Origin of the sequence: Streptomyces capillispiralis (assembly GCF_007829875.1) — a bacterium.
Classification (GTDB): Bacteria; Actinomycetota; Actinomycetes; order Streptomycetales; family Streptomycetaceae; genus Streptomyces; species Streptomyces capillispiralis.
Genome location: NZ_VIWV01000001.1, coordinates 410,315 through 431,947 on the forward strand (window position 1 = coordinate 410,315; position 21,633 = coordinate 431,947).

17 protein-coding genes are annotated in these 21,633 nt (G+C 73.8%); 9 read left to right on the forward strand and 8 right to left on the reverse strand.

From position 1 onward, the window contains the following. Nucleotides 1–53: 53 nt before the first annotated feature. The 4 genes from FHX78_RS01205 to FHX78_RS01220 form a co-directional block, all read right to left on the reverse strand. Nucleotides 54–1,313 carry a PucR family transcriptional regulator gene (locus FHX78_RS01205; RefSeq protein ID WP_145865591.1) on the reverse strand — a complete coding sequence of 420 codons (1,260 nt, stop codon included), beginning with the start codon at nt 1,311–1,313 and terminating at the stop codon, nt 54–56. A gap of 140 nt (nt 1,314–1,453) precedes the next feature. Next, nucleotides 1,454–4,399, reverse strand: coding sequence for a helix-turn-helix transcriptional regulator (locus FHX78_RS01210; RefSeq protein ID WP_145865592.1), 2,946 nt, complete (start codon nt 4,397–4,399; stop codon nt 1,454–1,456). 223 nt (nt 4,400–4,622) lie between these two features. Continuing rightward, on the reverse strand, nt 4,623–5,525 hold the full coding sequence (gene bdeA, locus FHX78_RS01215; RefSeq protein WP_145865593.1) for a bis(hydroxyethyl) terephthalate hydrolase: 903 nt from the start codon (nt 5,523–5,525) through the stop codon (nt 4,623–4,625). A gap of 300 nt (nt 5,526–5,825) precedes the next feature. Further along, complete coding sequence (locus tag FHX78_RS01220; protein ID WP_189908675.1) at nt 5,826–6,038, reverse strand: hypothetical protein; 213 nt, start codon at nt 6,036–6,038, stop codon at nt 5,826–5,828. A 139-nt stretch (nt 6,039–6,177) separates the two neighbouring features. Here FHX78_RS01220 and FHX78_RS01225 point away from each other — a divergent pair, with 139 nt between their 5' ends. The 3 genes from FHX78_RS01225 (at nt 6,178) to FHX78_RS01235 (ending at nt 8,507) form a co-directional block, all read left to right on the forward strand. After that, nucleotides 6,178–6,360, forward strand: a complete 183-nt coding sequence (locus tag FHX78_RS01225; RefSeq protein WP_229924067.1) for a hypothetical protein — start codon at nt 6,178–6,180, stop codon at nt 6,358–6,360. An 87-nt stretch (nt 6,361–6,447) separates the two neighbouring features. After that, nucleotides 6,448–7,362: a DUF6424 family protein gene (locus tag FHX78_RS01230; RefSeq protein WP_145865595.1), complete on the forward strand. Its 915-nt coding sequence runs from the start codon at nt 6,448–6,450 to the stop codon at nt 7,360–7,362. A 29-nt stretch (nt 7,363–7,391) separates the two neighbouring features. Then, nucleotides 7,392–8,507, forward strand: a complete 1,116-nt coding sequence (locus tag FHX78_RS01235; RefSeq protein WP_145865596.1) for a DUF2235 domain-containing protein — start codon at nt 7,392–7,394, stop codon at nt 8,505–8,507. A gap of 13 nt (nt 8,508–8,520) precedes the next feature. Here the strand turns inward: FHX78_RS01235 and FHX78_RS01240 are convergent, their stop codons facing one another. Further along, nucleotides 8,521–10,206, reverse strand: a complete 1,686-nt coding sequence (locus FHX78_RS01240; protein ID WP_145865597.1) for a tetratricopeptide repeat protein — start codon at nt 10,204–10,206, stop codon at nt 8,521–8,523. 366 nt (nt 10,207–10,572) lie between these two features. Here FHX78_RS01240 and FHX78_RS01245 point away from each other — a divergent pair, with 366 nt between their 5' ends. Further along, entirely contained in the window at nt 10,573–11,394 is an 822-nt protein-coding gene (locus FHX78_RS01245; protein ID WP_145865598.1) for an SAM-dependent methyltransferase, read from the forward strand. 79 nt (nt 11,395–11,473) lie between these two features. On the opposite strand, the gene FHX78_RS01250 is transcribed toward FHX78_RS01245, so the two are convergent. Together FHX78_RS01250 and FHX78_RS01255 are read right to left on the reverse strand one after the other, a co-directional pair. Next, entirely contained in the window at nt 11,474–12,391 is a 918-nt protein-coding gene (locus FHX78_RS01250) for a helix-turn-helix domain-containing protein (RefSeq protein WP_145865599.1), read from the reverse strand. Nucleotides 12,392–12,548: 157 nt separating this feature from the next. After that, a complete protein-coding gene (locus FHX78_RS01255) occupies nt 12,549–12,779 on the reverse strand; it encodes a DUF397 domain-containing protein (RefSeq protein ID WP_145865600.1) in 231 nt (76 codons plus the stop codon). A 134-nt stretch (nt 12,780–12,913) separates the two neighbouring features. On the opposite strand from FHX78_RS01255, the gene FHX78_RS01260 reads away from it, so the two are divergent. The 5 genes from FHX78_RS01260 to FHX78_RS01280 all read left to right on the forward strand — a co-directional run bounded on the left by FHX78_RS01260 (nt 12,914) and on the right by FHX78_RS01280 (nt 19,173). Beyond that, nucleotides 12,914–13,498: an ATP-binding protein gene (locus FHX78_RS01260; protein ID WP_229924070.1), complete on the forward strand. Its 585-nt coding sequence runs from the start codon at nt 12,914–12,916 to the stop codon at nt 13,496–13,498. Nucleotides 13,499–13,528: 30 nt separating this feature from the next. Continuing rightward, nucleotides 13,529–14,074 carry a hypothetical protein gene (locus tag FHX78_RS01265; RefSeq protein ID WP_189908674.1) on the forward strand — a complete coding sequence of 182 codons (546 nt, stop codon included), beginning with the start codon at nt 13,529–13,531 and terminating at the stop codon, nt 14,072–14,074. Between the two features lie 216 nt (nt 14,075–14,290). Next, a complete protein-coding gene (locus tag FHX78_RS01270; RefSeq protein ID WP_145865602.1) occupies nt 14,291–17,017 on the forward strand; it encodes a SpoIIE family protein phosphatase in 2,727 nt (908 codons plus the stop codon). Between the two features lie 147 nt (nt 17,018–17,164). Further along, entirely contained in the window at nt 17,165–18,529 is a 1,365-nt protein-coding gene (locus FHX78_RS01275) for an FAD-dependent oxidoreductase (protein WP_145865603.1), read from the forward strand. Nucleotides 18,530–18,675: 146 nt separating this feature from the next. Continuing rightward, on the forward strand, nt 18,676–19,173 hold the full coding sequence (locus FHX78_RS01280) for a lamin tail domain-containing protein (protein WP_145865604.1): 498 nt from the start codon (nt 18,676–18,678) through the stop codon (nt 19,171–19,173). A 33-nt stretch (nt 19,174–19,206) separates the two neighbouring features. Here the strand turns inward: FHX78_RS01280 and FHX78_RS01285 are convergent, their stop codons facing one another. Next, the gene (locus tag FHX78_RS01285) at nt 19,207–21,576 is read right to left on the reverse strand and encodes a glycoside hydrolase family 65 protein (RefSeq protein WP_145865605.1); all 2,370 of its coding nucleotides are present in this window, start codon (nt 21,574–21,576) and stop codon (nt 19,207–19,209) included. Between the last annotated feature and the right edge of the window lie 57 nt (nt 21,577–21,633).

The following is a 21,633-nucleotide window of genomic DNA, read 5'->3' on the forward strand; positions in this document are numbered from 1 at the left end:
GGGTTGTGCGGGTGCCCAGGCGGCCGGGTGCCCTGGCGGCCGGGGAGGGGCGGTCAGCGGCGCAGGAGGGTGCGGGCGGTCAGGGCGAGGCTCACCTCGACCAGGTCTCCCGGGCGGGAGAGGGAGCGGCCCGTCAACTGCTCGTAGCGGCGCAGGCGGTTGAGGACGGTGTTGCGGTGGCAGTACAGGCGGCGGCTCGCCCGCTGGGCGGAGCCGTCACAGGCCAGCCAGGTGGCCAGGGTGTCCAGCAGGACCTCCGCGTCGGCCGGTTCGAGGTGGGCCAGCGGGCCGAGGAGCCGGTCGGCCAGCGCGGCGCCCAGTTCGGGACTGGAGGCCACCAGCGCCGCCGGCAGATGGTCGGCCAGCCGGACCGTCCCGCCCGACCCGGGGCACAGACTCAGGGCGGTGTCCGCCAGCCGCCGCGCCTCGCCCACGGCGGCCAGCCCCTCCACCACGCCGCTCACGCCGATCCGGGCCCCGGGCGCCTGCTCGGGCGGTACGACCGGATCCGCGCCGTCCGCGACCAGGGCGATGCCGTAGTGGGCGTCCACGCCCGAGTGCCAGTGCACGCGCACACCCGGCCCGAGATCCGCCTGGGCACCGGAACAGCCGTCGAGCCGGGAGCCGTCGACCGCGACGACCACGTACCGTCCGTGCTCCGGCAGGTCCAGCGCCTGTGCCGCCTCGGGGAGGTCGGCGATCCGGCTGGTGCCGTCCAGCAGGGCCGCGGCCAGCAGACGCACCCTGTTCTCCCTCCGCCACGCCAGCTGTCGCTCCGTCTGCCGGTAGGCGTCCGCGACGAGGGTGCAGTGCTCGTCGACGAAGTTCCACACGTCGGACGCCACGTGCACCAGCAGCCGTACGTCCTCGGGGGCCGCCCGGGACGTCTCGTCGACCAGGCCCTGCCACACCAGCGAGCCGCCAAGCCGGAAGGCGTGCAGCAGCGCGTCCAGCGGGAGCCCCTGTTCGGCGCGGGCGGCACCGATCTTCCAGGTGCAGCGCCGCGCCCCGTCCCGGGCGCCCCGCGGGTCCAGCAGGGACGCGATGCTGTGCCGCAGCGAGCGGTGCACCTCCTGCCAGATCCCGGTGGCGTCGCCCTCCACCGCCGCCCGGTAGGCGGGCTCCTGCTCCTGCAGTACGGCGACCAGGCGGTCGGTGAGCTGGGGCAGGTCGTCCAGCAGGACGCGGGCTGCCCGGTGCAGCACGTGCAGCGCGTCGGCGTCGATCAGCGACCGCACGCGCGGGGTCCGCGGCCGCGGCGCGGGCACGGGTCCGGGGCGCGTCAGGGTACGTGGCCGTACGGCGTGTTGCATCGCGCATCTCCCCCAGGGTCGGCTTCCCGGCGGTGCCCGCGCGGCGGTCCCCGTGCCGGCACCGGCCGGCCGGGGAGCCCGCGGGCCGCCGCCACCGGACTCGTCCTGCCCCGAAGGATCGCATACCGTCCGGTCGGTCCCTAGAGTTGTGCACCGGTCTTTTCCGCCTGCTCGACCAGCCGGGCCAGCTCGACCCGGGAGCGGACACCGAGGGTGGCGAAGACGTTCCGCAGGTGGTAGTCGACCGTGCGGGTGCTGACGGACAGGCTGAGGGCCACCTCCCGGTTGGTGGCGCCCTCGGCGACGTGCCGCGCGATACGCAGTTGCTGCGGGGTCAGCCGGGACAGCTCCCCTCCCCCGGTCTCCGCCGGGGCCGCGCCGCCCGCCCTGAGTTCGGCGGCGGCCTGCTGGGCCCACAGGCCGGCGCCGCAGCGCTCGAAGCCCATCAGGGCCTCCCCGAGACGCGCACGCGCCTCGCGCAGCCGGCGCCGGCGCCGCAGCCACTTGCCGTGGAGCAGGTCCGTGCGCGCCCGCTCGAAGTCGCCGGCCGTCGCCTCATGACGGTCCAGGGCGCGCAGGAACAGCTCGTCGGCCTCGTCGGGGGCGGCCAGCAGGGCGCGGCAGCGCAGGAGTTGGGCGGGGGCCTGCGGGTCGGCCCCGCAAGCGGCCCACAGGGCGAAGTCCTCGACCACCGTCGCCGCCCGCTCGGGCCGTCCGGCCAGCGCGGTGGCCTCCACGAAGCAGGGCACGGCGAGCATCCACACCGCGAAGTGGCCGCGCCGCACACCGGGGAGCACCAGCGGGCCGAGCCGGTCGGCGGCCTCGCGCGGGCGGCCGGCGCCCAGGTCGGCGCGGGCCGCCGCCCAGTGGGCGAGCGTCGCGGCCTGTGCGAGCCCGTGCCGCCGGGCGGTGCGCAGGGCGGCCGCCACGTGCTCGGCGACGACCTCCTTCTCGCCCTCGATCGAGGCGGCGAGCGCCAGGACCGCGTGGTGGTGGGCGGCCGTGTTCCGCTGCCCGGCCCGGTAGGCGGTGCGCAGCCCTTCCTCGGCGTGGGTCCGGGCGAGCTGGTGGCGTCCGGCCCGCAGTTCGGCGTAGGCCAGGTACTCCAGCGCCCTCGGCTCCAGGGCGGCGGACCCCCGGGTCCGGGCCGCCGCGAGCGCCCGTGCGCCGGCGCGGCGGGCCGCGGTCACCTCGCCGAGCATGAGCGCGGCCGCGGCGGAACGCAGCAGCGGCTGCGGCTCGTCGCCGCGCAGTCCCCACTCGACCACCCGCCGCAGCGGGTCCGCGGCCAGATCGAACCGCCCCAGCAGTACGGCCCGCATCCCGTCCCGGTGGTCGCGGAGCGGTGCGGAGCGGCCGTCCCGGGGCAGGACCCCACCGCCCGCGCCACCCGACGCCCGTCCCACGACGGCCGGGACGACGGCCCCGGGAGGCGGCGGGGTAGGGACACCGGAACCGGAGTCCGGGCCGAAACCCGGGGGTAAATCCGCGCCCGTACCCGAGCCCGAACCGGGGCCGGAACCCATGCCGGAGCTCCTGCCCGAGCCGGAACCCGTGGAGGAGCCCGAGCCGGGCCCCGAGCCGGGACCCGATTCCGAGCCCGCGCCCGCGCCGTCGGGGCCGTCCGTGGCGAGGGCTCGCAGGCAGGAGGTCGGGTCGCCCGCGGCCCAGGCCGCGTCCGCCGCGCCCAGGACCGCCATGTCGGCGTCCTCGCGGCCGGCGGCGGTCAGCAGGGCGGCTGCGAGCAGGAAGGACTCGCGGGCGTCGTCGGCCGGGCCGTCGGCCAGCAGCACGGCGCCGCGCAGGAGTTCCGCACCGCCGCGCACCGCCGCGGGAGCCGGTCCGCCGCGGGCGGCGTCGAGCAGGCGCAGTGCCTCGGACGGGTGTCCGGCGAGGGCGGCCTGCTCCGCCGCGGCGGTGTAGCGGTGGGCCCGCTCCGCGTCGTGCGGTGTCAGTTCGGCGGCGCGCGTGAGCGCCCTGCGGCGCAGGCCGGGCGACAGCGGTGCCGCCGGGTCCCCCGCTCTCGCCGCCAGTCCGTCCGCGAGGGCGGGGGCGGGCTCCGGGACGCTCCACGAGCGGTGCAGCAGCGCGGGGACGCCGTCCGGGTCGGCCAGGGACTCGGCCAGCGCACGGTGCGCGGCACGGCGCCGGTCGGGCGGCGCACCGGCGTACACCGCCCTGCCCAGCAGCGCGCTGCGGAACCCGACACGGCCCTCCGCCAGGACCAGCACGTCGGGCAACGGCCCTGCCGCGTCGGCCTCGTCGCCCCGCGCCGCCGCCCGCAGGACGAGGTCCGCGTCGGCGTCGGACTCCCCCGTCGCCCGTACGGCAGCCGCCGCCGTCAGCAGCAGAGCGGACCGGTCCGGCGGCAGACCGGTGAGGCACCCGCCGGCGACCGAGGCCAGGACCTCCCCGTCGGCGAGCGGCCGGGGCAGGGGCCGGCCCCCGGCGAGCTGGGCGGGCGACAGCCGGTGGAGCAGCGCCCGCAGCAGCGCGGGGTTGCCCTCCGCCTCGGTCACCAACTCCTCGCACACAGCGCGGTCGACGGCACCGCCCGTCGCTTCGTCGACCAGGCGGGCCGCGTCCGCCGGGGCGAGCGGGCCGAGCCGCAGCAGGGGCAGCGCCGCCCACTGCGGGTCGACGGGCCGGTGTCCGGGCACCGTCAGGAGCAGCCCCGCCCGGATGCCCGCCGCGTGCACCCGCGCGGCCGCGTGGCCCAGAGCCGTGCGCGACGCGGTGTCCCACAGGTGCGCGTCGTCCACGCAGACCAGGAGCGGGGCCGGACCGGCCGCCGCGCGGAGGAGTTCGTACAGCGTCTCTCCGGCCGTGCCGTTTCCGGGCAGGGGCACCGCCGTGCCGGCCGCCCGCAGCACGGTGCGCAGGCCGCTCAGCGGCTGTGCCCGCAGGCCGGGGTCGGCGCGTACGTGCCACACCGGTCCGGCGCGGAAGGAGCGGGCGGCGTGCTCGAGGAACGCCGTGCGGCCGCAACCGGGTTCACCGGTCACGACGCGGACGCCGCCGCCGGTGCGCAGCCCGTCCAGCAGCCGGGAGACCGCCTGCCGCAAAGGAGTCGTCTGTCCGGTCATTCCCGTTACCTTACTCACGCGTAAGGTGACGTGGAAGAAGTGCGTCCGCGCCTCGTTGGGTGCCCGGCCGCCGTGTCACCAGCGGCTTCTCGTACCGTGCCGGGGAGCGGAGTGTGCCGCGGCACAGCACGGGCGGCGTCCGGCGGGGCGCCCGCACAGCACCGGTGGCGGCCCGCGTCGTGCGCGGACCGCCACCGGGTGCTCGTCGAGCGGGCTCCTGGGATCAGGAGGTGTGCGGGCAGTTGCCCCGGGACTCCTCGATCGTCAGGCTCGGCCGCGGCAGCGGGCACAGGAACTGCTCGTAGCGGGTGTCGTTGTCGATGAACCGCTTCAGCCAGGAAATGCTGTACTTCGCGATCGTCGTGTTGGACGAGTTGGGCGTGAAGTGGGTGGCGCCGTTCAGTTCCAGGTAGGCGCGGTCCAGGGAGGACGGCAGGCCCGTGTAGAGGGGTTCGGCGTGGCTGGAGACCGGGGCGACCGTGTCGCCGTCGGCGCCGAAGATCAGGGTGGGTGTCCTGACCTCCGGCCAGCTCTTGTCGAGGTTCCAGGGCGTCAGGGGGACGGCCGCCTGCAGCGAGGGCCGGTCCTTCGCGGCCTCCAGGCTGCCGCCGCCGCCCATCGAGTGGCCCATGACGCCGAGCCGGCTGCTGTCGACGCGGCCGCGGACGATGCTGCGCTGGGTCAGGTAGTCCAGTGCGGCGAGCAGTTGGTCGCCGCGCGAGTCCGGCTGGTCGAGGGTGGTGTTGGTGTCGATGGTGAAGACCACGAAGCCCTGGGAGGCCAGGCGCGGTCCCAGCCAGGCGATGGAGGACTGGTAGGCGGTGAACCCGGGTGAGATCGCGATCGCGCCGAAGGTGCCGTCGGCGGTGCTGGTCGGGTAGTAGATCGTGCCGCCGCCGAAGCCGGTGACCGCGAGCGAGGAGACGGAGGTCTCCGACACGGCGTACGGGCCGCGCAGCGCCTCGATGCTGGACTCGGTCGGTGCCGGGCCGCGCTCGTAGGGGTTGTCGGCGGCGTGCGCGCCGGGACCGCTGAGGGTGGTGAGACCGATGACGGCGGCGACGGCCGCGGTGAGCCCGGCGAGCCGGCGGGTTCCGCGCCGGCGGGTGTGGGGGTGCTGCTGCACGACGAGTGGTCCTCTCTGTCGCGGCGGACCGCCCGGCCGGTGCACGGGAGTACGGCGTGGAAGGGAGCCGTGCCCGGCCGGGGGCGCCGCCGATGGACTGGGGGTGCCACTGTCGGAGAGGAGGGGGCCGGCGCGGACCGGCAATCTCACCGGTCTTCCGCGCCCCGGCGCGCCGGACGAAGGCGTCCGCGCGCCCTGCATGCGGGGGTGAGGCGGGGGTACACGGACAGGCGCGGTCACCGTCGGAGTCGGCGCCGACGGTGACCGCTGTGCGGGAGCGGCCGGTGGGCCGCGGGCCGTTCAGGCCGCGTCGTAGACGTGGGCCCGGCCGCCGGCCCACTTCACCCAGGCCGGATCGTCCAGCAGCCGTTCGCCCTCCGGGAGTCCCGCGCGGCGCAGGAACTCCACCACGTCGCGGTCGGAGGTGGCGAGGCCGACGATCTCACCGCGCACGGTCACGCGCCGTCCGCCCGAGCCGAGCGGCGGATGCACCACGATCGGCGCCTTCGTCATCCCTCCAGGATCCGGCCGGTGCCGCCGCCGCGCACCCCCGGCCCCGCCGGTCACCCGAGTGCCACACCGGGCGGGCCGTCCGGGCCCGCCCCGTGCTCGTATGGAAGCGGCCTCCATGCCTACCCGGAGGGAGCCGGAAATGCACGAGATGTGGTGCGGTGCAGACACCTCGGGGGAGCCGGTGTGGCACGTCCTCACCCCGGACAAGACCTCCACCCTGTGCGGAGTGGAGAAGGAGGAGGAGACGCCCCGGCAGCACTCGACGGACCGGCACTGCTTCTCCTGCATGAAGACGTTCCAGACCGTCGTGGCGTCCCGCTGAGCCCCGGCGCGGACGGGGCCCGCCCCGGGACGACCGGGGCGGCCCGCTCCCCGGGAAGGAGGGCGCGGGAAGGGGGACAATGGACTCATGTCCGTCATGGTCTCCACCCGGTCCCCGGACACCGCGGCCGGTCTGCGGCCGGGCGGCATCCGCTCGGGGAACCATCCCTGGAGGATCCGCCTGGTGTCGCACGCCCGGCGCCGCGAGTCCGCGTACTTCAGGGCCGCCAAGAAGACGGCCAAGAAGATCCTCGCCGAGCTGGGCGAGGAGGATCTGCCCTACGGGCCCCGCCCCTCCGCGTCCGAGCACTGGGAGATGCACCACGGGGGCAGTCTGTGGGTCAGGACGACGAGCGGCTGGCGGCTCTACCGCGCGCGGGTGGGCATCGAGTGGAGCATGCAGTTCTGCGCCGACCCGACGAGGGTCGACCGGCTGCGGCGGGACGCGGCCGAGCTGGTCGCCGCGTTCCCGTTCACCCTGCCCGCCCTGGCGGCGCTCGGTTACGAGGAGGCCGAGGAACTGCTGCGCACGCCCATCACGGACGCCGACGGCGTCGAGGCGTGGACCGACTCCCTGTTCAACGCGTGCGTGCCGCTGAGCCGCGGCGACCACCAGGGCATCCTGCCCAAGGTGCCCGGCGAGCACCACTATCCGTGGCCGGTGAAGAGCGCCGACTACATCCGGTACGACGACTTCCATCTGTGGGTGACCCTGCCCGACGGCACGCACGGCGCGGTCACCCCGGTCGACCGGCGCGGCTCGGGCGACGGGCACGTACGCCTGGTGCACGTCCCGGAGGGCAGTACGGCCGCGGACACCCTGGCGCGGGCGCAGGACCACGGCGAGATGGCGGTCCTGCCGCCCAACAGCTCCGCCGCGCTCCAGGCGTTCGCGGCGCAGATCGAACCCGGCCGGCGCACGGCGTCCGGCCCCCTGGCCCCCCGCGCGCGCCCGCGCACCCGCGCTGCGGGGCGTGGCCGTCGCGCCGCCGGGGACCCCTAGGCACCCCGAGGCCTCCCCGGAGGGACGCCATGCCGCGCAGGATCGTGCTCTGCCTCGACGGTTCGGGCAACCAGGTGGGCGCCCGCCACCCCACCAACGTGGTCAGGCTGTACCAGATGCTGGCGGCCGACGATCCCGCCCGGCAACTGCTCTACTACGACCCGGGGGTCGGCACCATGTCGTCGGCGACCGCGCACGGCCCGGCCGGCCGGTGGCTCTCCCGGACGGCGGGCCTGGCGTTCGGCACGGGGCTGAGGACCAACCTCGCCGAGGCCTACACCTACCTGATGCGGCACTGGGAGCCGGGCGACCTGGTGTACGTCTTCGGTTTCAGCCGGGGCGCGTACACGGCCCGCGCGCTCGTCGGGATGCTGAACAAGCCGGGGCTCATGCGTCCCGGCTCGGAGAACCTCGTCCCGTACGCGGTGTCCAAGTACGCCTTCAACCACGACATCGACGAGAGCCACCGGCAGGTGGCACGCTTCTCGCACGCCTTCTGCCGGTGCACCGAGCGGGAGCCCCTGTGGGAGCAGGTCAAGCTCAACGCCCCGCGGCAGGTGTCGCGTTACGCCCTGCCGGTCGCCTACCTCGGGGTGTGGGACACCGTGAAGGCGGCCGGTGTCCTGCGTCTGGGCACCCTGCGCTGGCCGTACACCCACCAGTTGCCCAACGCGGCCCGGATCCGGCACGCCGTCGCCCTGGACGAGAAGCGCCGCCCCTACCGGGAGTTCCCGGTGACGCGCCGGCCCGAGGGGCTGCGCGACACGGCCGAGGAGGTGTGGTTCGCGGGGGTGCACTCGGACGTCGGCGGGACGTTCGGGCACGACGAGGGCGAGCCGTTGCTGTCCACCGTCGCGCTCAAGTGGGTCACCGACGGCGTGCGGCGGGACCTGGTGTTCCGGCCGGACGCGTACGAGGAGACCTGCGAGGTGAGCGAGGAGTCCGCCTGCGCCCGGGTGCACGCCAACGGGCCGCTGTGGGTGCTGGCCGGCCGCCGCCGGCGGCCCGTGCCGGACGACGCGCTGCTGCACACGAGCGTGCGCGTCCGGCGCGAGCGGGATCCCGGCTACCGTCCCGACCTCCCCGGCCCGGCGGACGGCGGGCGCTGGGCCGATCCCGACTGGACCGAGCCGCGCCCGTCCTGAACGGGCCGCCCGCTCAGGGGCAGGGGCAGCCGTCGCCGGAGGCACTGGACGGCCGGGGGCCCAGCCGGCAGAAGCAGGACGCCTCGATCGGTACGTCGGCCAGCGCGGCCGCCGACCGGAGCTGCCGGGCCACGATCGCCGCCTCCCCCGGCTTGCCGTTGCGCAGCAGGCACTCGTGGAGCCCGTGCAGCGCCCAGACGTTCCCCGGGTGCTGCAGGGGACGCGGCAGCGTGTCGTCGAGACCCAGGTCGGCGCGGTACACCGCCTCGGCCTCGGCGACGCGGCCCTGCTCCAGCAGCAGGGCCCCGTAGGCGTGCCGGGTGGGCTGCATCCAGCCCCACGGCTCGTCGTAGGGGAGGTTGTCGTCCAGCTCGACGGACCGCTCCAGCGCGGCGAAGGCGGTGTCGTAGTCGCCCTTGCGGTAGGCGAGTTCGCCGTCCAGCATGGCGGCCGCGATGCCGAGGATGTCCCGGCAGGTGTTGTTGAACAGCGTCCGGGTGCCGGGGACGCGGTCCACGGCGGCGCGGAAGTGCTCCCGTTCGGCCTCGGCCGCGTCGGTGGCGCCGGTCGCGGACAGGGCGACGCCACGGGCGTAGTGGAGCATGGCGGTGGTGACGCAGTGCAGTCCGGGGTCCGCGGGGAACGGCAGCGCCAGGATGTCGTCCCAGCGGCCGAAGCGGATCAGGACGTGGACGCGCATCGCCAGGAACCCCTCGAGCCAGTCGGCCATGGGCGGGCTCTGCACCCGCAGCAGTTCCTCGGGGACGGCGGCCTCGAGCTGTGCGGCGGCGTCCAGGGCGGTCTGCGACTGGCCGGCGAACATGGCGCCGTAGATCCTGAAGTGGTGGTTGTGGGCGCGGTAGAGGGTGTAGAAGTTCATCGCGCCCGCGCGCCGGAGGTACTTCTCGTCGGCGGCGACGGCGCGGGAGTTGTCCGACACGACGCGCCGGTAGTCGCCGCACAGCACCTCCAGGTGCGAGGGCATGTGGTGCAGGTGCCCGGCGTCGGGCACGGCTCCGCGCAGCCGGTCGGCGACCACGAGGGCCGCTTCCGGGGTGGGGGACATCTCCATCAGGTGGATGTACAGGTGGAGGATGCCGGGGTGCCGGGCGCCGGCCCCGGTGGCGAGCGCGCCGTCGAGGACCGCCTTGGCCTCCAGGGTGCGGGCGCCGTCGGCCGGGCGGCCCGTCCCGAGGTCCCAGAGCTGCCAGGGAGTGAGGTTCATCAGCGCGTCGGCGCACAGGGCGGCCACGTCCGGGTCGCCGGGGGCGTCCTCGTACACGGCGAGCATCCGGTCCGCGTACGGCTCGTTCCACACCGAGCAGTCCCGCGCGGCCCGCGCCCGGGGGTAGCGGGCGCGCAGGGCTTCGATGAGGGCCCGCTCGACGGGGGTGGCGTGCGCCGCCTTCTCGTGCGCCCGCTCCACCGCGCGGTGGGCGCGTTCGACGGCGCGGGCGAGTTCGCCGCCGTCGAACGCCTCCCACGGTTTGTTGTAGTTGGGGCCGAGGGCGTAGGCGATGCCCCACTGGGCCATGGCGCAGTCGGGGTCGGCCCCGGCCGCGCGCTCGAAACAGGCCACCGCCTCCTCGTGGTTGAACGCGTAGGTCCACATCAGCCCGCGGTCGAACCAGAGTTGGGCCGTGGCGGAAGAGGTCGTGACGGGCCGGCTGTAGGTGCCGAGGTCGTAGTAGTCGTCCATACGGGCCTCCCGGGGGCGCGGATGGGCCGGCCTGCTCCAACCGGCGACGGATGTCCCATGGGGACGAAACCGACGATAGCGGGGCACGGGCTCCGCCGCAGGGAGCGGCGGGACCCGCCTCCCCCGGGGCCGCGGGTCCACCGGTCCGGACCCCCTCGGGAAACGGCGACGCCCGGCGAACCCCTCCCCGGGACGCCGTCCGTCACCATGCGGGTGCGAGCGGGCACCCTGAGTGGCCGGTGCGGGCGCCGCGGCGGTCCTTCGACGCCTCATTCGCCGACGGGCTGGCACCGGCCGCGAAGTGCTCCCTAGGATGTATTCCCTGTCCACCCAGTCCAGTTGGCGTGGCACGCCGCAGGGGGAACGATGCACACCGGTAAGCAGTTGTCCACCGAGATCGACGCAACCGTGCCGACGGCCGCGCGTATGTACGACTACTACCTGGGCGGCAAGGACAACTACGCGGCGGACCGGGCCGCGGTCGAGGAACTCGACAAGGTGGTGCCCAGCACCCGGCCCCTGGCCCTGAACAACCGGCGTTTCCTCCAGCGGGTGGTGCGCACCCTCACCCAGGAGTACGGGATCCGGCAGTACCTCGACCACGGTTCCGGCCTGCCCACCCAGGACAACGTCCACCAGGTCGCCCAGCGCATCGACCCCACCACCCACGTGGTGTACGTCGACAACGACCCGATGGTGCTGGTGCACGGCCGGGCCCTGCTGGAGCAGGACCAGCGCACCGTGGTCATCCAGGCCGACATGCGCGACACCGACGGGATATTCGGCCACGCCGAGACCCAGCGACTGATCGACTTCTCGGAGCCGGTCTGCGTGCTGTTCAACTCGGTGTTCCACTGCATCCCGGACAGCGACACCGACGGCCCCCTCGCCCTGGCCCGCAGGGTGCGCGAACGGCTGGCGCCGGGCAGCTTCATGGTGATGTGCCAACTGGTCAGCCCCGACCCGGAGGTCCGTGAGTTCGTCACGAACTTCATGGACCAGGCGACCCAGGGGCACTGGGGCCGGGTGCGCGAGGAGAAGGACGTGGAGTCGTACTTCGAGGATCTCGAGATCCTGGAGCCGGGGCTGGTCGAGGTGTCCACCTGGCGTCCGGACACCGAGGTGACACCGCGTCAGCTCACCCAGGAGTGGATCGAGTTCGGGGGCGTGGGCCGGCTCCCGGTGTGAACCCCGGGCAACGCGACGCCCCCCGGCCGGACCACGCAAGGGTCCCGCCGGGGGGCGTCGGTTCGTCCGGCCGCCGTTGTCAGGCGGAGTAGCGCTCCTTGATCGTCCTGCGCAGCAGCTCCACGGAGTCCCGGGGGCGGAGCGCCTCGTCGGAGAGGCGGTCCAGTGCGATCCGGTACTCCTCGGTCTCGTCGCGGTCCTCCAGGAAGTTGGCGCTCCTGATGTGTTCCAGGTAGACGATGTCGGGCAGGTCGAGTCCGCCGAAGCGCAGGTAGGTCACCGGGATGGCGGGCGCCGAGGCGTTGGTCACGTCCAGCGGCACGATCTGCACCGTCACATTGGGCCGCTCGGCCATCGTGACCAGGTGCTCCAGCTGTTCCCGCATCACCGCGGCGCTGCCGAGGACGCGCAGCAGGACCGACTCGTCGAGGACGGCCCACAGCTGCGGCGCGTCCTGGCGCATCAGCAGTTCGGCGCGGTGCATGCGCAGTTCCACCCGGCGCTCCACCTCGCCCGCCGGGGCGTGGGGCAGGCCCCGCTCGACCACGGCGCGCGTGTAGGCGGCGGTCTGCAGCAGGCCGGGGACGTACTGGATCTCGAACGTACGGATCGTGGCGGCGGCCTCCTGGAGTCCGACCAGGCGGTCGAACCACTCGGGCATCAGCCGCTTGTCGTACCGCTGCCACCAGCCAGGCTCACCGGCCCGCCGCAGCAGCTTGAGCAGCACCGAGGCCTCGTACTCGTCGGTGCCGTACAGCGTCAGCAGGGCCCGGACGTCGCCCTCGGTGGGCGGGCGACGGCCCTTGCCGGACTCGATGCGGGAGAGCTTCGCCCCGCTGAAACCGACGGAGCGCGCCGCCTGGTCCTGGGACAGTCCGGCGTCCTCGCGGAATCCCGCCAGCTGGACACCGACCAGCATCTTCAGCAGGGTCGGAGCCGGCTCGGGCCTGTCCAGATAGGGTTCCAGACGGGAGAGGCGATGCGACGCGGCGGACATCCTGACTCCCAGCAGACCGGCACAAGGGCGATTTACACTATCGCACCTGACTCTGCCTCACCGCAGCGGCGCGCGGAAGCCCACAAGAAGTGAGGCATTGGGTTCCGCTTCACCGGGCATCGCCCCCGGGTGCCGGCGCAGGCCGGACGGGGCGGACTCAGACGAGGTGGTCGAACTCGCCGTCCTTCGCGCCGGCCAGGAAGGCCGCCAGCTCCGCGGGCGTGTAGATGAGGGCGGGGCCGTCGGGGTCACGGGAGTTGCGCACCGCTATCCCTCCCCCGGTCAGCGGGGCCACCTCGACGCAGTTGCCCTCGGCGTTGCTGTGCCGGCTCTTGATCCAGCGGGCGTCCAGCTCGCTGGCCCGCACTCCGTTCCGCACTCCTGGCACCGCTGTCTCCTCGCTGTCCACGTGTCCCGCCACGCACGGGGAAAAAATCTCGCGCAATTTCTCGTGCAATTGCACGCGACCGTTCTCAGCGTGGATAATAGCTGCGGCGTCAACCCCCGTGTGGGCGCCCCGTCCTGACGTCGCATCGAGGAGATGCCGTGTCATCACCTGCGTATCCCGTGCTCCGGTCACCGGCCGCGGCCATGGTGTGGGCGGGTGTCCCCGGCACGGCGCCGGTCTTCCCGTACAACCCGCTCCCGACGGCGCCGCACGGGGAACCGCACGCGATACCGGAGACGGCCCGCGACGGGTCCGCCTCGGCGGCGCTGCGCATCGCGCGGGGCCCGGAGGGCCTCGCCCGGGCGCGGTCCTTCACCCGGGCCACCCTGGACGGCTGGTCGCTCGGCCACCACTGCGACGACGCCGCCCTCGTGATGACCGAGCTCGCCGCCAACGCCGTGACCCACGCGGCACCGCGGTGCGCCGGTGCGCCGGACGTCCGGCTCGGGTTCCGCCTGGAGCCGGCGCACCTGCTGCTCACCGTCTCCGACCCCGACGACCACGCGCCCGTGCTCGCACCCGGTGCCGGCTCCGACCTGGAGGAGCACGGCCGGGGGCTGTGCATCGTCGACGCCCTGTCCGAGGCGTGGGGCTGGACCCCCACTCCCCCGGCGGGCAAGACGGTGTGGGCCCGGTTGTCCACCCGCCCGCCCATCTGACACGACTTGCCGCGGAAAGGCCTCCACGCCATGCGCAGCGCTTCTACGGAACGACCGAGCAGCGAGCGCCCAGTGCGCCACCCGTCCCCCACCAAAGTGGCCCGTGCCACGCCCCTCGCGGCCCTGTCCCGTGTGCCCTGGGCCGACATGCAGGACTCCACCGGATCGGCGGCCGCCGTCCCCCTCCTGCTCAACGGCATCGCCTGGGGGGACGCCGACACCGCCCGGGCCGCCCTGGAGGACCTGCGCAAGCGGATCTGCCAGTACGGCTTCGTCACGGAACAGGCGACCGCCGCCACGGTCCCCTTCCTCTGGGAGCTGGCCCAGCTGCCGCACGTCACCTGCCGGGCCGGGATCATCCAGTTGCTCAAGGCCATCGCCGACGCCCGGCAGTGGGAGAGCACCGCCGCCGCCTACCCCAAGCTGCTCAACCACCGCGAGAACCCGGTGGTGTGGGAGCGCAAGGCCCGGCAGGCGGTGCGCGCCCGACGCGAGGACCTGGACCGGCTGCTGGCGGAGGAGGACACCGAGATCGCCCGCGCCACCACCGAACTGGCCCGGGCACTGGCCGACTGAAGCGGCCGCCGGGCCCCGCCCGGGGCCCGGTCACGGACCGCGCGCGACCTTCGGGGGACGAGTCGCGCGCTGGGGGGAGGGTCGCGCGCGGTCGAAGGGGGGACGACCGCGCGCGACCCGCAGACCGTCACGTGGCGGGGTGATCCGCCGGACGGGTGGGGGCCGCCCCTCGCCTCGCGTGGCGCGGCAGTGTAGACATGGCACATGGTCCGACTCATGGGTCGATCCCAGACCCGGTCGCCCCTGCGGCCCGGCGCCGCCGCGTCCGTACGGCGCCGACGGGAGGGAAGCGATCGCTCACGGTGGCATCCGGCCACGGCACTGCGGTCGGTGCTGAGCGGGCGCAGCGTCGCCGGACAGGTGTTCGTGCTGCACCTGATGATCGTGCTGCTGCTGGTCGTGGCCGCCGTGGTGGCGCTGGTGCTCCAGGTGCGCCGGGACAGCACGCAGGAGGCCCGCAACCGCTCGCTCGCCGTCGCGGAGACCTTCGCCAACGCGCCGGGCGTGACCGAGGCGCTCGAGGCCCCGGATCCCACCGCCGTGCTCCAGCCCCGCGCCGAGGCGGTGCGCAAGCAGGCACACGTCGACTTCGTCGTCGTCATGAACACCGACGGCATCCGCTACACGCACCCCAAGCCGGACCGCATCGGCCGGCAGTTCGTCGGGACCATCGCGCCCGCACTGGCCGGCGAGCCGGTGGTGGAGGAGATCGAGGGCACCATCGGGCAGCTGGTGCAGGCGGTGGTGCCGGTGGAGGATCCCGACGGCAGGGTGGTGGGCCTGGTGTCGGCGGGCATCACGACCGAGCACGTCGGAGGGGCGGCGGAGGACCAGATGCCGCTCGTCCTGGGAGCCGCGCTCGCCGCGCTCGCCCTGGCCACCGCAGGCGCCGCCCTGGTCAGCAGACGGCTGCTGCGCCAGACCCACGGCCTGGGCCCGCACGAGATGACCCGGATGTACGAACACCACGACGCGGTGCTGCACGCGGTGCGCGAAGGAGTGATCATCGTCGACGGGGACGGCACCCTGATGCTCGCCAACGACGAGGCGCACCGGCTGTACGGCCTGCCCGAGGACGCCGAGGGCCGGCACGTGCGGGACATCGGCCTCGATCCCGGCACCGCCGACCTGCTGTCCTCGGGCCGGGTCGCCACGGACGAGGTGCACCTGGTGGGCGACCGGCTGCTGGCGGTCAACCAGCGGCCCACCGACCGCGCGGGCGGCCCGCCCGGAAGCGTCGCCACGGTACGCGACTCCACCGAACTGCGCGCCCTGTCGGGCCGGGCCGAGGCCTCACGCGAGCGGCTCAACATGCTCTACGACGCGGGCGTGGGCATCGGGACGAGCCTGGACGTCACCCGCACCGCCGAGGAGCTCGCCGAGCTGGCGGTGCCCCGGTTCGCCGATTTCGTCACGGTGGACCTGTTCGAGTCGGTACTGGCCGGCGGTCACCCGGACCCGTCCGGGGCGCTGCGCCGCACGGCCATGACGGGCATCGCCGAGGACGCCCCGCTCTACCCCAAGGAGGAGAAGATCCGCTGGGTCCCGACCTCCCCGCAGGCCGTCAGCCTCGCCACCGGCCGGCCGGTCCTGGAGCCGCGGCTCGGCGAGGCCCCGGGCTGGCAGGCCCAGGACCTGGAGCGCTCCGGGCAGATCGTGGAGTACGGCATCCACTCGCTGATCACGGTTCCGCTGCGGGCCGGCGCCCTGGTGCTGGGCGTGGTCAGCTTCTGGCGGTCGCGCAAGCCGGATCCGTTCGACACCGACGAGCTGGCCCTGGCGGAGGAGCTGGTCGCCCGGGCCGCGGTCTCCATCGACAACGCCCGCCGCTACACCCGCGAGCACAGCATGGCGGTGACGCTGCAGCGCAGTCTGCTGCCGCGCACACTGCCCGAGCAGAGCGCCCTGGAGATCGCCTACCGCTACCTCCCCGCGCAGGCCGGGGTGGGCGGCGACTGGTTCGACGTGCTGCCGCTGTCCGGCGGCCGGGTCGCGCTCGTGGTCGGCGACGTCGTCGGACACGGTCTGCACGCCGCGGCCACGATGGGGCGGCTGCGCACGGCGGTGCACAACTTCTCCGCCCTGGACCTCCCGCCCGAGGAGCTGCTCGCCCTGCTCGACGAGCTGGTGGCCCGTATCGACCAGGACGAGGCGCAGGACGAGCACAGTGCCCCGGTGACCGGGGCGACCTGTCTGTACGCCGTCTACGACCCGGTCTCGCGGCGGTGCACCGTGGCCCGCGCCGGGCATCCCCCGCCGGCCCTGGTCCGCCCGGACCGCGGCGTGGAGTTCTGGGACGTGCCCGCGGGGCCTCCGCTGGGGCTCGGCGGGCTGCCGTTCGAGTCGGCCGAGCTGGAGCTGCCGGAGGGCAGCCGGCTGGTCCTCTACACGGACGGGCTGGTCGAGGACCGGCGGCACGACATCGACGTGGGCCTGGAGGAACTGCGCGAGGCCCTGTCCCGGGCCGGTGACTCCCCGGAGGACACGTGCAGGGTCGTCCTGGAGTCCCGGCGGCCGGTCCGGGCCGGGGACGACATCGCCCTGATCGTGGCGCGGACGCGGGCGCTCGGCGCCGACCGGGTCGCCGAGTGGCAGGTACCGGCCGACCCGGCGGCCGTGGGCGAGGTGCGGGCCGCGGTCAACCGGAAGCTCGCCGAGTGGGGCCTGGACGAGCTGGCGTTCAGCACGGAGCTGATCCTCAGTGAGCTGGTCACCAACGCGCTGCGCTACGGCGGCGCCCCGATCCGGGTGCGGGTGCTGCGCGACCGCAACCTGATCTGCGAGGTCTACGACAGCAGCAGCACCTCGCCGCACCTGCGGTACGCGGCCATGACGGACGAGGGCGGCCGGGGGCTGTTCCTGGTCGCCCAGCTCGCCGAGCGGTGGGGCACCCGCTATCTGCCCGCCGGGAAGGTGATCTGGGCGGAACAGCCGATCGGCTGAGGACCGGGCACCCCGCATAAGGGCGACTGGGAGATCTCATAAGAGAGGCTTATGAGCCCATAGACCGGACCCGCGTACCAGGTAAGGCATGCCTCAGTTTAGGCTTCCCACTGAGTCGTCCTGTCATCGCTCGAAGGGAACCTGACCATGCCCCGCCCCCTGCGGGTAGCCATCGTCGGATCCGGCCCCGCCGGGATCTACGCCGCCGACGCCCTGCTCAAGTCCGACGTGGCCGCCGAACCCGGCGTGTCCATCGACATCTTCGAGCGCATGCCGGCGCCGTTCGGACTCATCCGCTACGGCGTCGCCCCCGACCACCCGCGGATCAAGGGCATCATCACCGCCCTCCACCAGGTGCTGGACAAGCCGCAGATCCGCCTGTTCGGCAACGTGGACTACGGCACCGACCTCCACCTCGACGATCTGCGGACGTTCTACGACGGCGTGATCTTCGCCACCGGCGCCACCGCCGACCGCGCGCTGTCCGTCCCGGGCATCGACCTCGACGGCTCCTACGGTGCCGCGGACTTCGTCTCCTGGTACGACGGTCACCCGGACGTGCCGCGCACCTGGCCGCTCGACGCGGAGAAGGTCGCCGTGCTCGGCGTCGGCAACGTCGCCCTCGACATCGCGCGCGTCCTCGCCAAGACGGCGGACGAGCTGCTGCCGACGGAGATCCCGCCGAACGTGTACGAGGGCCTGAAGGCCAACAAGGCCGTGGAAGTCCACGTGTTCGGCCGCCGCGGCCCGGCGCAGGCGAAGTTCAGCCCGATGGAACTGCGGGAACTGGACCACTCCCCCAACATCGAGGTCGTCGTCGACCCCGAGGACATCGACTACGACGAGGGCTCGATCGCCACCCGGCGCGGCAACAAGCAGGCCGACATGGTCGCCAAGACCCTGGAGAACTGGGCGATCCGCGACACCGGCGACCGCCCGCACAAGCTGTTCCTGCACTTCTTCGAGTCCCCGGTGGAGATCCTCGGCGAGGACGGCAAGGTCGTCGGCCTGCGCACCGAGCGCACCGCACTCGACGGCACCGGCAACGTCAAGGGGACCGGCGAGTTCAAGGAGTGGGACGTCAGCGCGGTCTACCGCGCGGTGGGCTACCTCTCCGACAAGCTCCCCAAGCTGCCCTGGGACATCGACTCGGGCACGGTCCCGGACGAGGGCGGGCGCGTCATCCAGGAGACCGGCGAGCACCTGCCGTCCACGTACGTCACCGGCTGGATCCGGCGCGGTCCCGTCGGCCTGATCGGTCACACCAAGGGCGACGCCAACGAGACGGTGGCCAACCTGCTGGCGGACTACGCCGAGGGACGGCTGCTCACACCCGGGTCGCCGGCCCCGGAGGCGGTGGACGCGTTCCTCGCCGAGCGCGGGATCCGCTTCACCACCTGGGACGGCTGGTACCGCCTCGACGCCGCCGAGAAGGCGCTGGGCGAGCCGCAGGGCCGTGAGCGCGTGAAGATCGTCGAGCGCGAGGACATGCTGCGGGAGAGCGGCGCGTGAGCCGCTGACCCTCGAGCGGTCGCACCTGGAAGCGTCCGTCCGGCCCGAACAGGGGCCGGACGGACGCTTTTTATGTATATGATCCCACCCTTCACCGAAACATCACATGCCCTTCACGGAAGGGTCATGCAGGGGGGAACGAGATCATGCGCATACGCACCGCCGCCGTCGCCACCACCGCCGTCGCCGGCGCGCTGGCCGCCCTGACGGCCGCCCCGGCCCAGGCCACCGAGTACAGCTCCGCGCTGAAGGTGCGCGGCGTCCAGTACGACGCTCCCGGGTCCGACTCCAACCGGTGCACCACCGGCAACACCGACGAGGAGTACCTGACGGTCAAGAACTACTCGTCGTCCACGACGGTCAACCTCCGGGGCTACGTGGTCAAGGACGCCGCCGGCAACCGCTTCGTCTTCACCGCCAACCACTACCTCCAGCCCGGCGACCACGTGAAGCTGCGCGGCGGCAACGGCACCGACTCCGACCGGTACAACGTCGTCTACCGCGACAACTGCAACTTCCTGTGGAACAACGACAAGGACACGATCTACCTGTACAAGCCCTCCGGTGCCCGCGCGGACGTGCACGCGTACACCAGGAGCGGCTCCGACCCGGACGGCAACGGGTACATCACCTTCCACAAGTGACCGGTCCTCACCCCGCCTCCCGGCGGCGGACCGTCAGTCCGGCAGGACCAGCCGGTCCGTCTCGCCGGGCTGGAGGCGGACGCTCCGGTCCGGCAGATGCACCTCGATCGGGGACCGGCCGGACGAGGGGACGGTGACCTCCAGCAGGCCGCGCTCCAGCCGCAGCCGCACACCCCAGTGGCCGTGGTAGCGCAGGGTGAAACCGTAGGAGGACAGTTCCGGCAGGGGCACCGGGTCGAGCCAGAGGGCTCCGCCGCGGGTCTCCAGGCCGGTCAGTCCGCGCTGGACCAGATCGAGGGTGCCGGCCATGGCGCCGAGGTGGATGCCCTCACCGGTGGTGCCGCCCTGGATGTCGGCGATGTCGGCCTGGAGGGCCTCCTGGCAGAACTTCCAGGCGTCCGCCCGCCGGGCCCGGGCCAGGACCCGGCCGTGCACCAGGCCGCTGAGGGTGGATCCGTGGCTGGTGCGGTGCAGGTAGTGGTCCACCGTGCGCCGCCAGGTCCGCTCGTCCAGGTCCAGGCCCAGCCGGTGGAAGAGGCCCTGGAGTTCGGCCGGTGAGAAGAGGTAGCCGAGCATCAGGACGTCGGCCTGCTTGGAGGCCTGGTAGCGGTTGACGGTGTCGCCCTCGGCCTCCAGGATCCGGTCCAGGCGGCGGATCTCGCCGTACCGGTGCCGGTAGCCGCGCCAGTCGAGTTCGGCGAGTTCGCCGTACCCCTCGAACTGGCTGATGACCCCGTCGTGGAACGGGACGTGCAGGGTGCGGGAGATGTGGTCCCACGCGTCGAGTTCACCGGCGTCCAGTCCGGTCCGCTCGGCGAGTTCCCGGCGGCGGGGCTCGGGCAGCCCGCGCAGCACGTCCACGGTGCGGCTGAGCACCCAGGCGGCGGTGACGTTGGTGTAGGCGTTGTCGTCGAGGCCCGGTTCGGCGGCGTCCGGGTAGGCGTCGTGGTACTCGTCGGGGCCGACCACGCCCTTGATGCGGTACCGGCCCAGCTGCTCGTCGTAGGTGGCCGAGTCGGCCCAGAAGCGGGAGATCTGCAGCAGCATCTCGGCGCCCTTGGTGTGCAGGAACTCCTCGTCGCCGCTGGCCTCGCAGTACTGCCACACGTTGTACGCGATCGCCGAACCGACGTGGTGCTGCAGATGGGAGTGGTCGGGCAGCCAGCGGCCGGAGCGGGGATTGAGGTGCAGCTTCTGGGTCTCCTCCCGGCCGTCGCTGCCGCTCTGCCAGGGGTACATCGCGCCCCTGCGGCCCGCGTCCCGGGCGGCGGCGCGGGCGCGTTCCAGGCGCCGGTGACGGTAGTGCAGCAGGGCGCGGGAGACCTCGGGGAAGTGCAGGTTGAGGTACGGCAGGACGAACAGCTCGTCCCAGAAGACGTGCCCCCGGTAGGACTCGCCGTGCAGTCCGCGGGCGGGGACGCCCACGTCCAGGTCCGCGGTGTGCGGCGAGAGGGTCTGCAGGACGTGGAAGAGGTGCAGGCGCAGGATGCGGCCCGCCTCGCCGGGCACGTCCAGTTCGGCACGCCGCCACAGCTGGTCCCAGGCGGTCAGATGCGGCTCCAGCAGCGCGTCGAAGCCGCCCGCCCGGCCCACCCGGTCGACGGCGGCGTGCAGCGGGTCGCTGATCGCGGGGTCGCGGGAGGTGTGCAGGGCGACGACCTTGTCGACGGTGACGGGGCGGCCGGCGGCCAGGTCGAGGCGGGTCGTCTGCAGGGCGCGCGGGCGGTCGTGGCGGTTGGTGACGGGCGCGGGCGAGGTCAGCCGGGAGGCGAGGGCGATCCGGACGTCCGAGGTACGGGTGCGGCAGCGCAGCCAGACCGTGTCCGCGGTGGCCGTGCCGGTGAGCACATGGGTGAGGTGGCGGCCGTCCAGCTCCCGGTAGCGCGGCACGCCGGCGTTGGTGACGCCGCCGTCGAGCGCCGCCTCGGTCTCGAGGGCGCCGGAGAAGCCCTGGGCGGTGAACTCGGTGCGCAGGCCCGCCAGATGGGGGTCGGCCATGTGCACGAATCGGTGCTGGCGGACGAGGAGTGCCCGTCCCCCGCCGAGGTCGTAGCGCGTCCGGCGTTCCAGCAGCCCGGAGGACAGGTGGAGGGTCTCGCCGTGGTCGAGGACGGTCGCGGTGTCGGGGATGAGCCAGGGCCCGTCCGGCAGGCGGAAGCGCAGCGGCAGCCAGTTCGGCAGGTTGACCATGTCCTCGTTCTCGACCTGCCGTCCGGCCACCTCGGAGGTGAGCCGGTTGTAGCAGCCGGCCGCGTACGTCCCCGGGTAGTGCACGTCGTCCGCTGAGCACTCCGGCAGCGCGCCCCGGGTGGCGAAGTATCCGTTGCCCAGGGTGCACAGCGACTCGCGCAGGCGCGCGTCGGCGGGGTCGTACCCCTCGTGCTCCCAGGTCCAGCCGGTCACTTCGACGCTCCTCCCGCCGGCGGCCGCGACGCGTCCTGCGACGTCCGTACGACGACG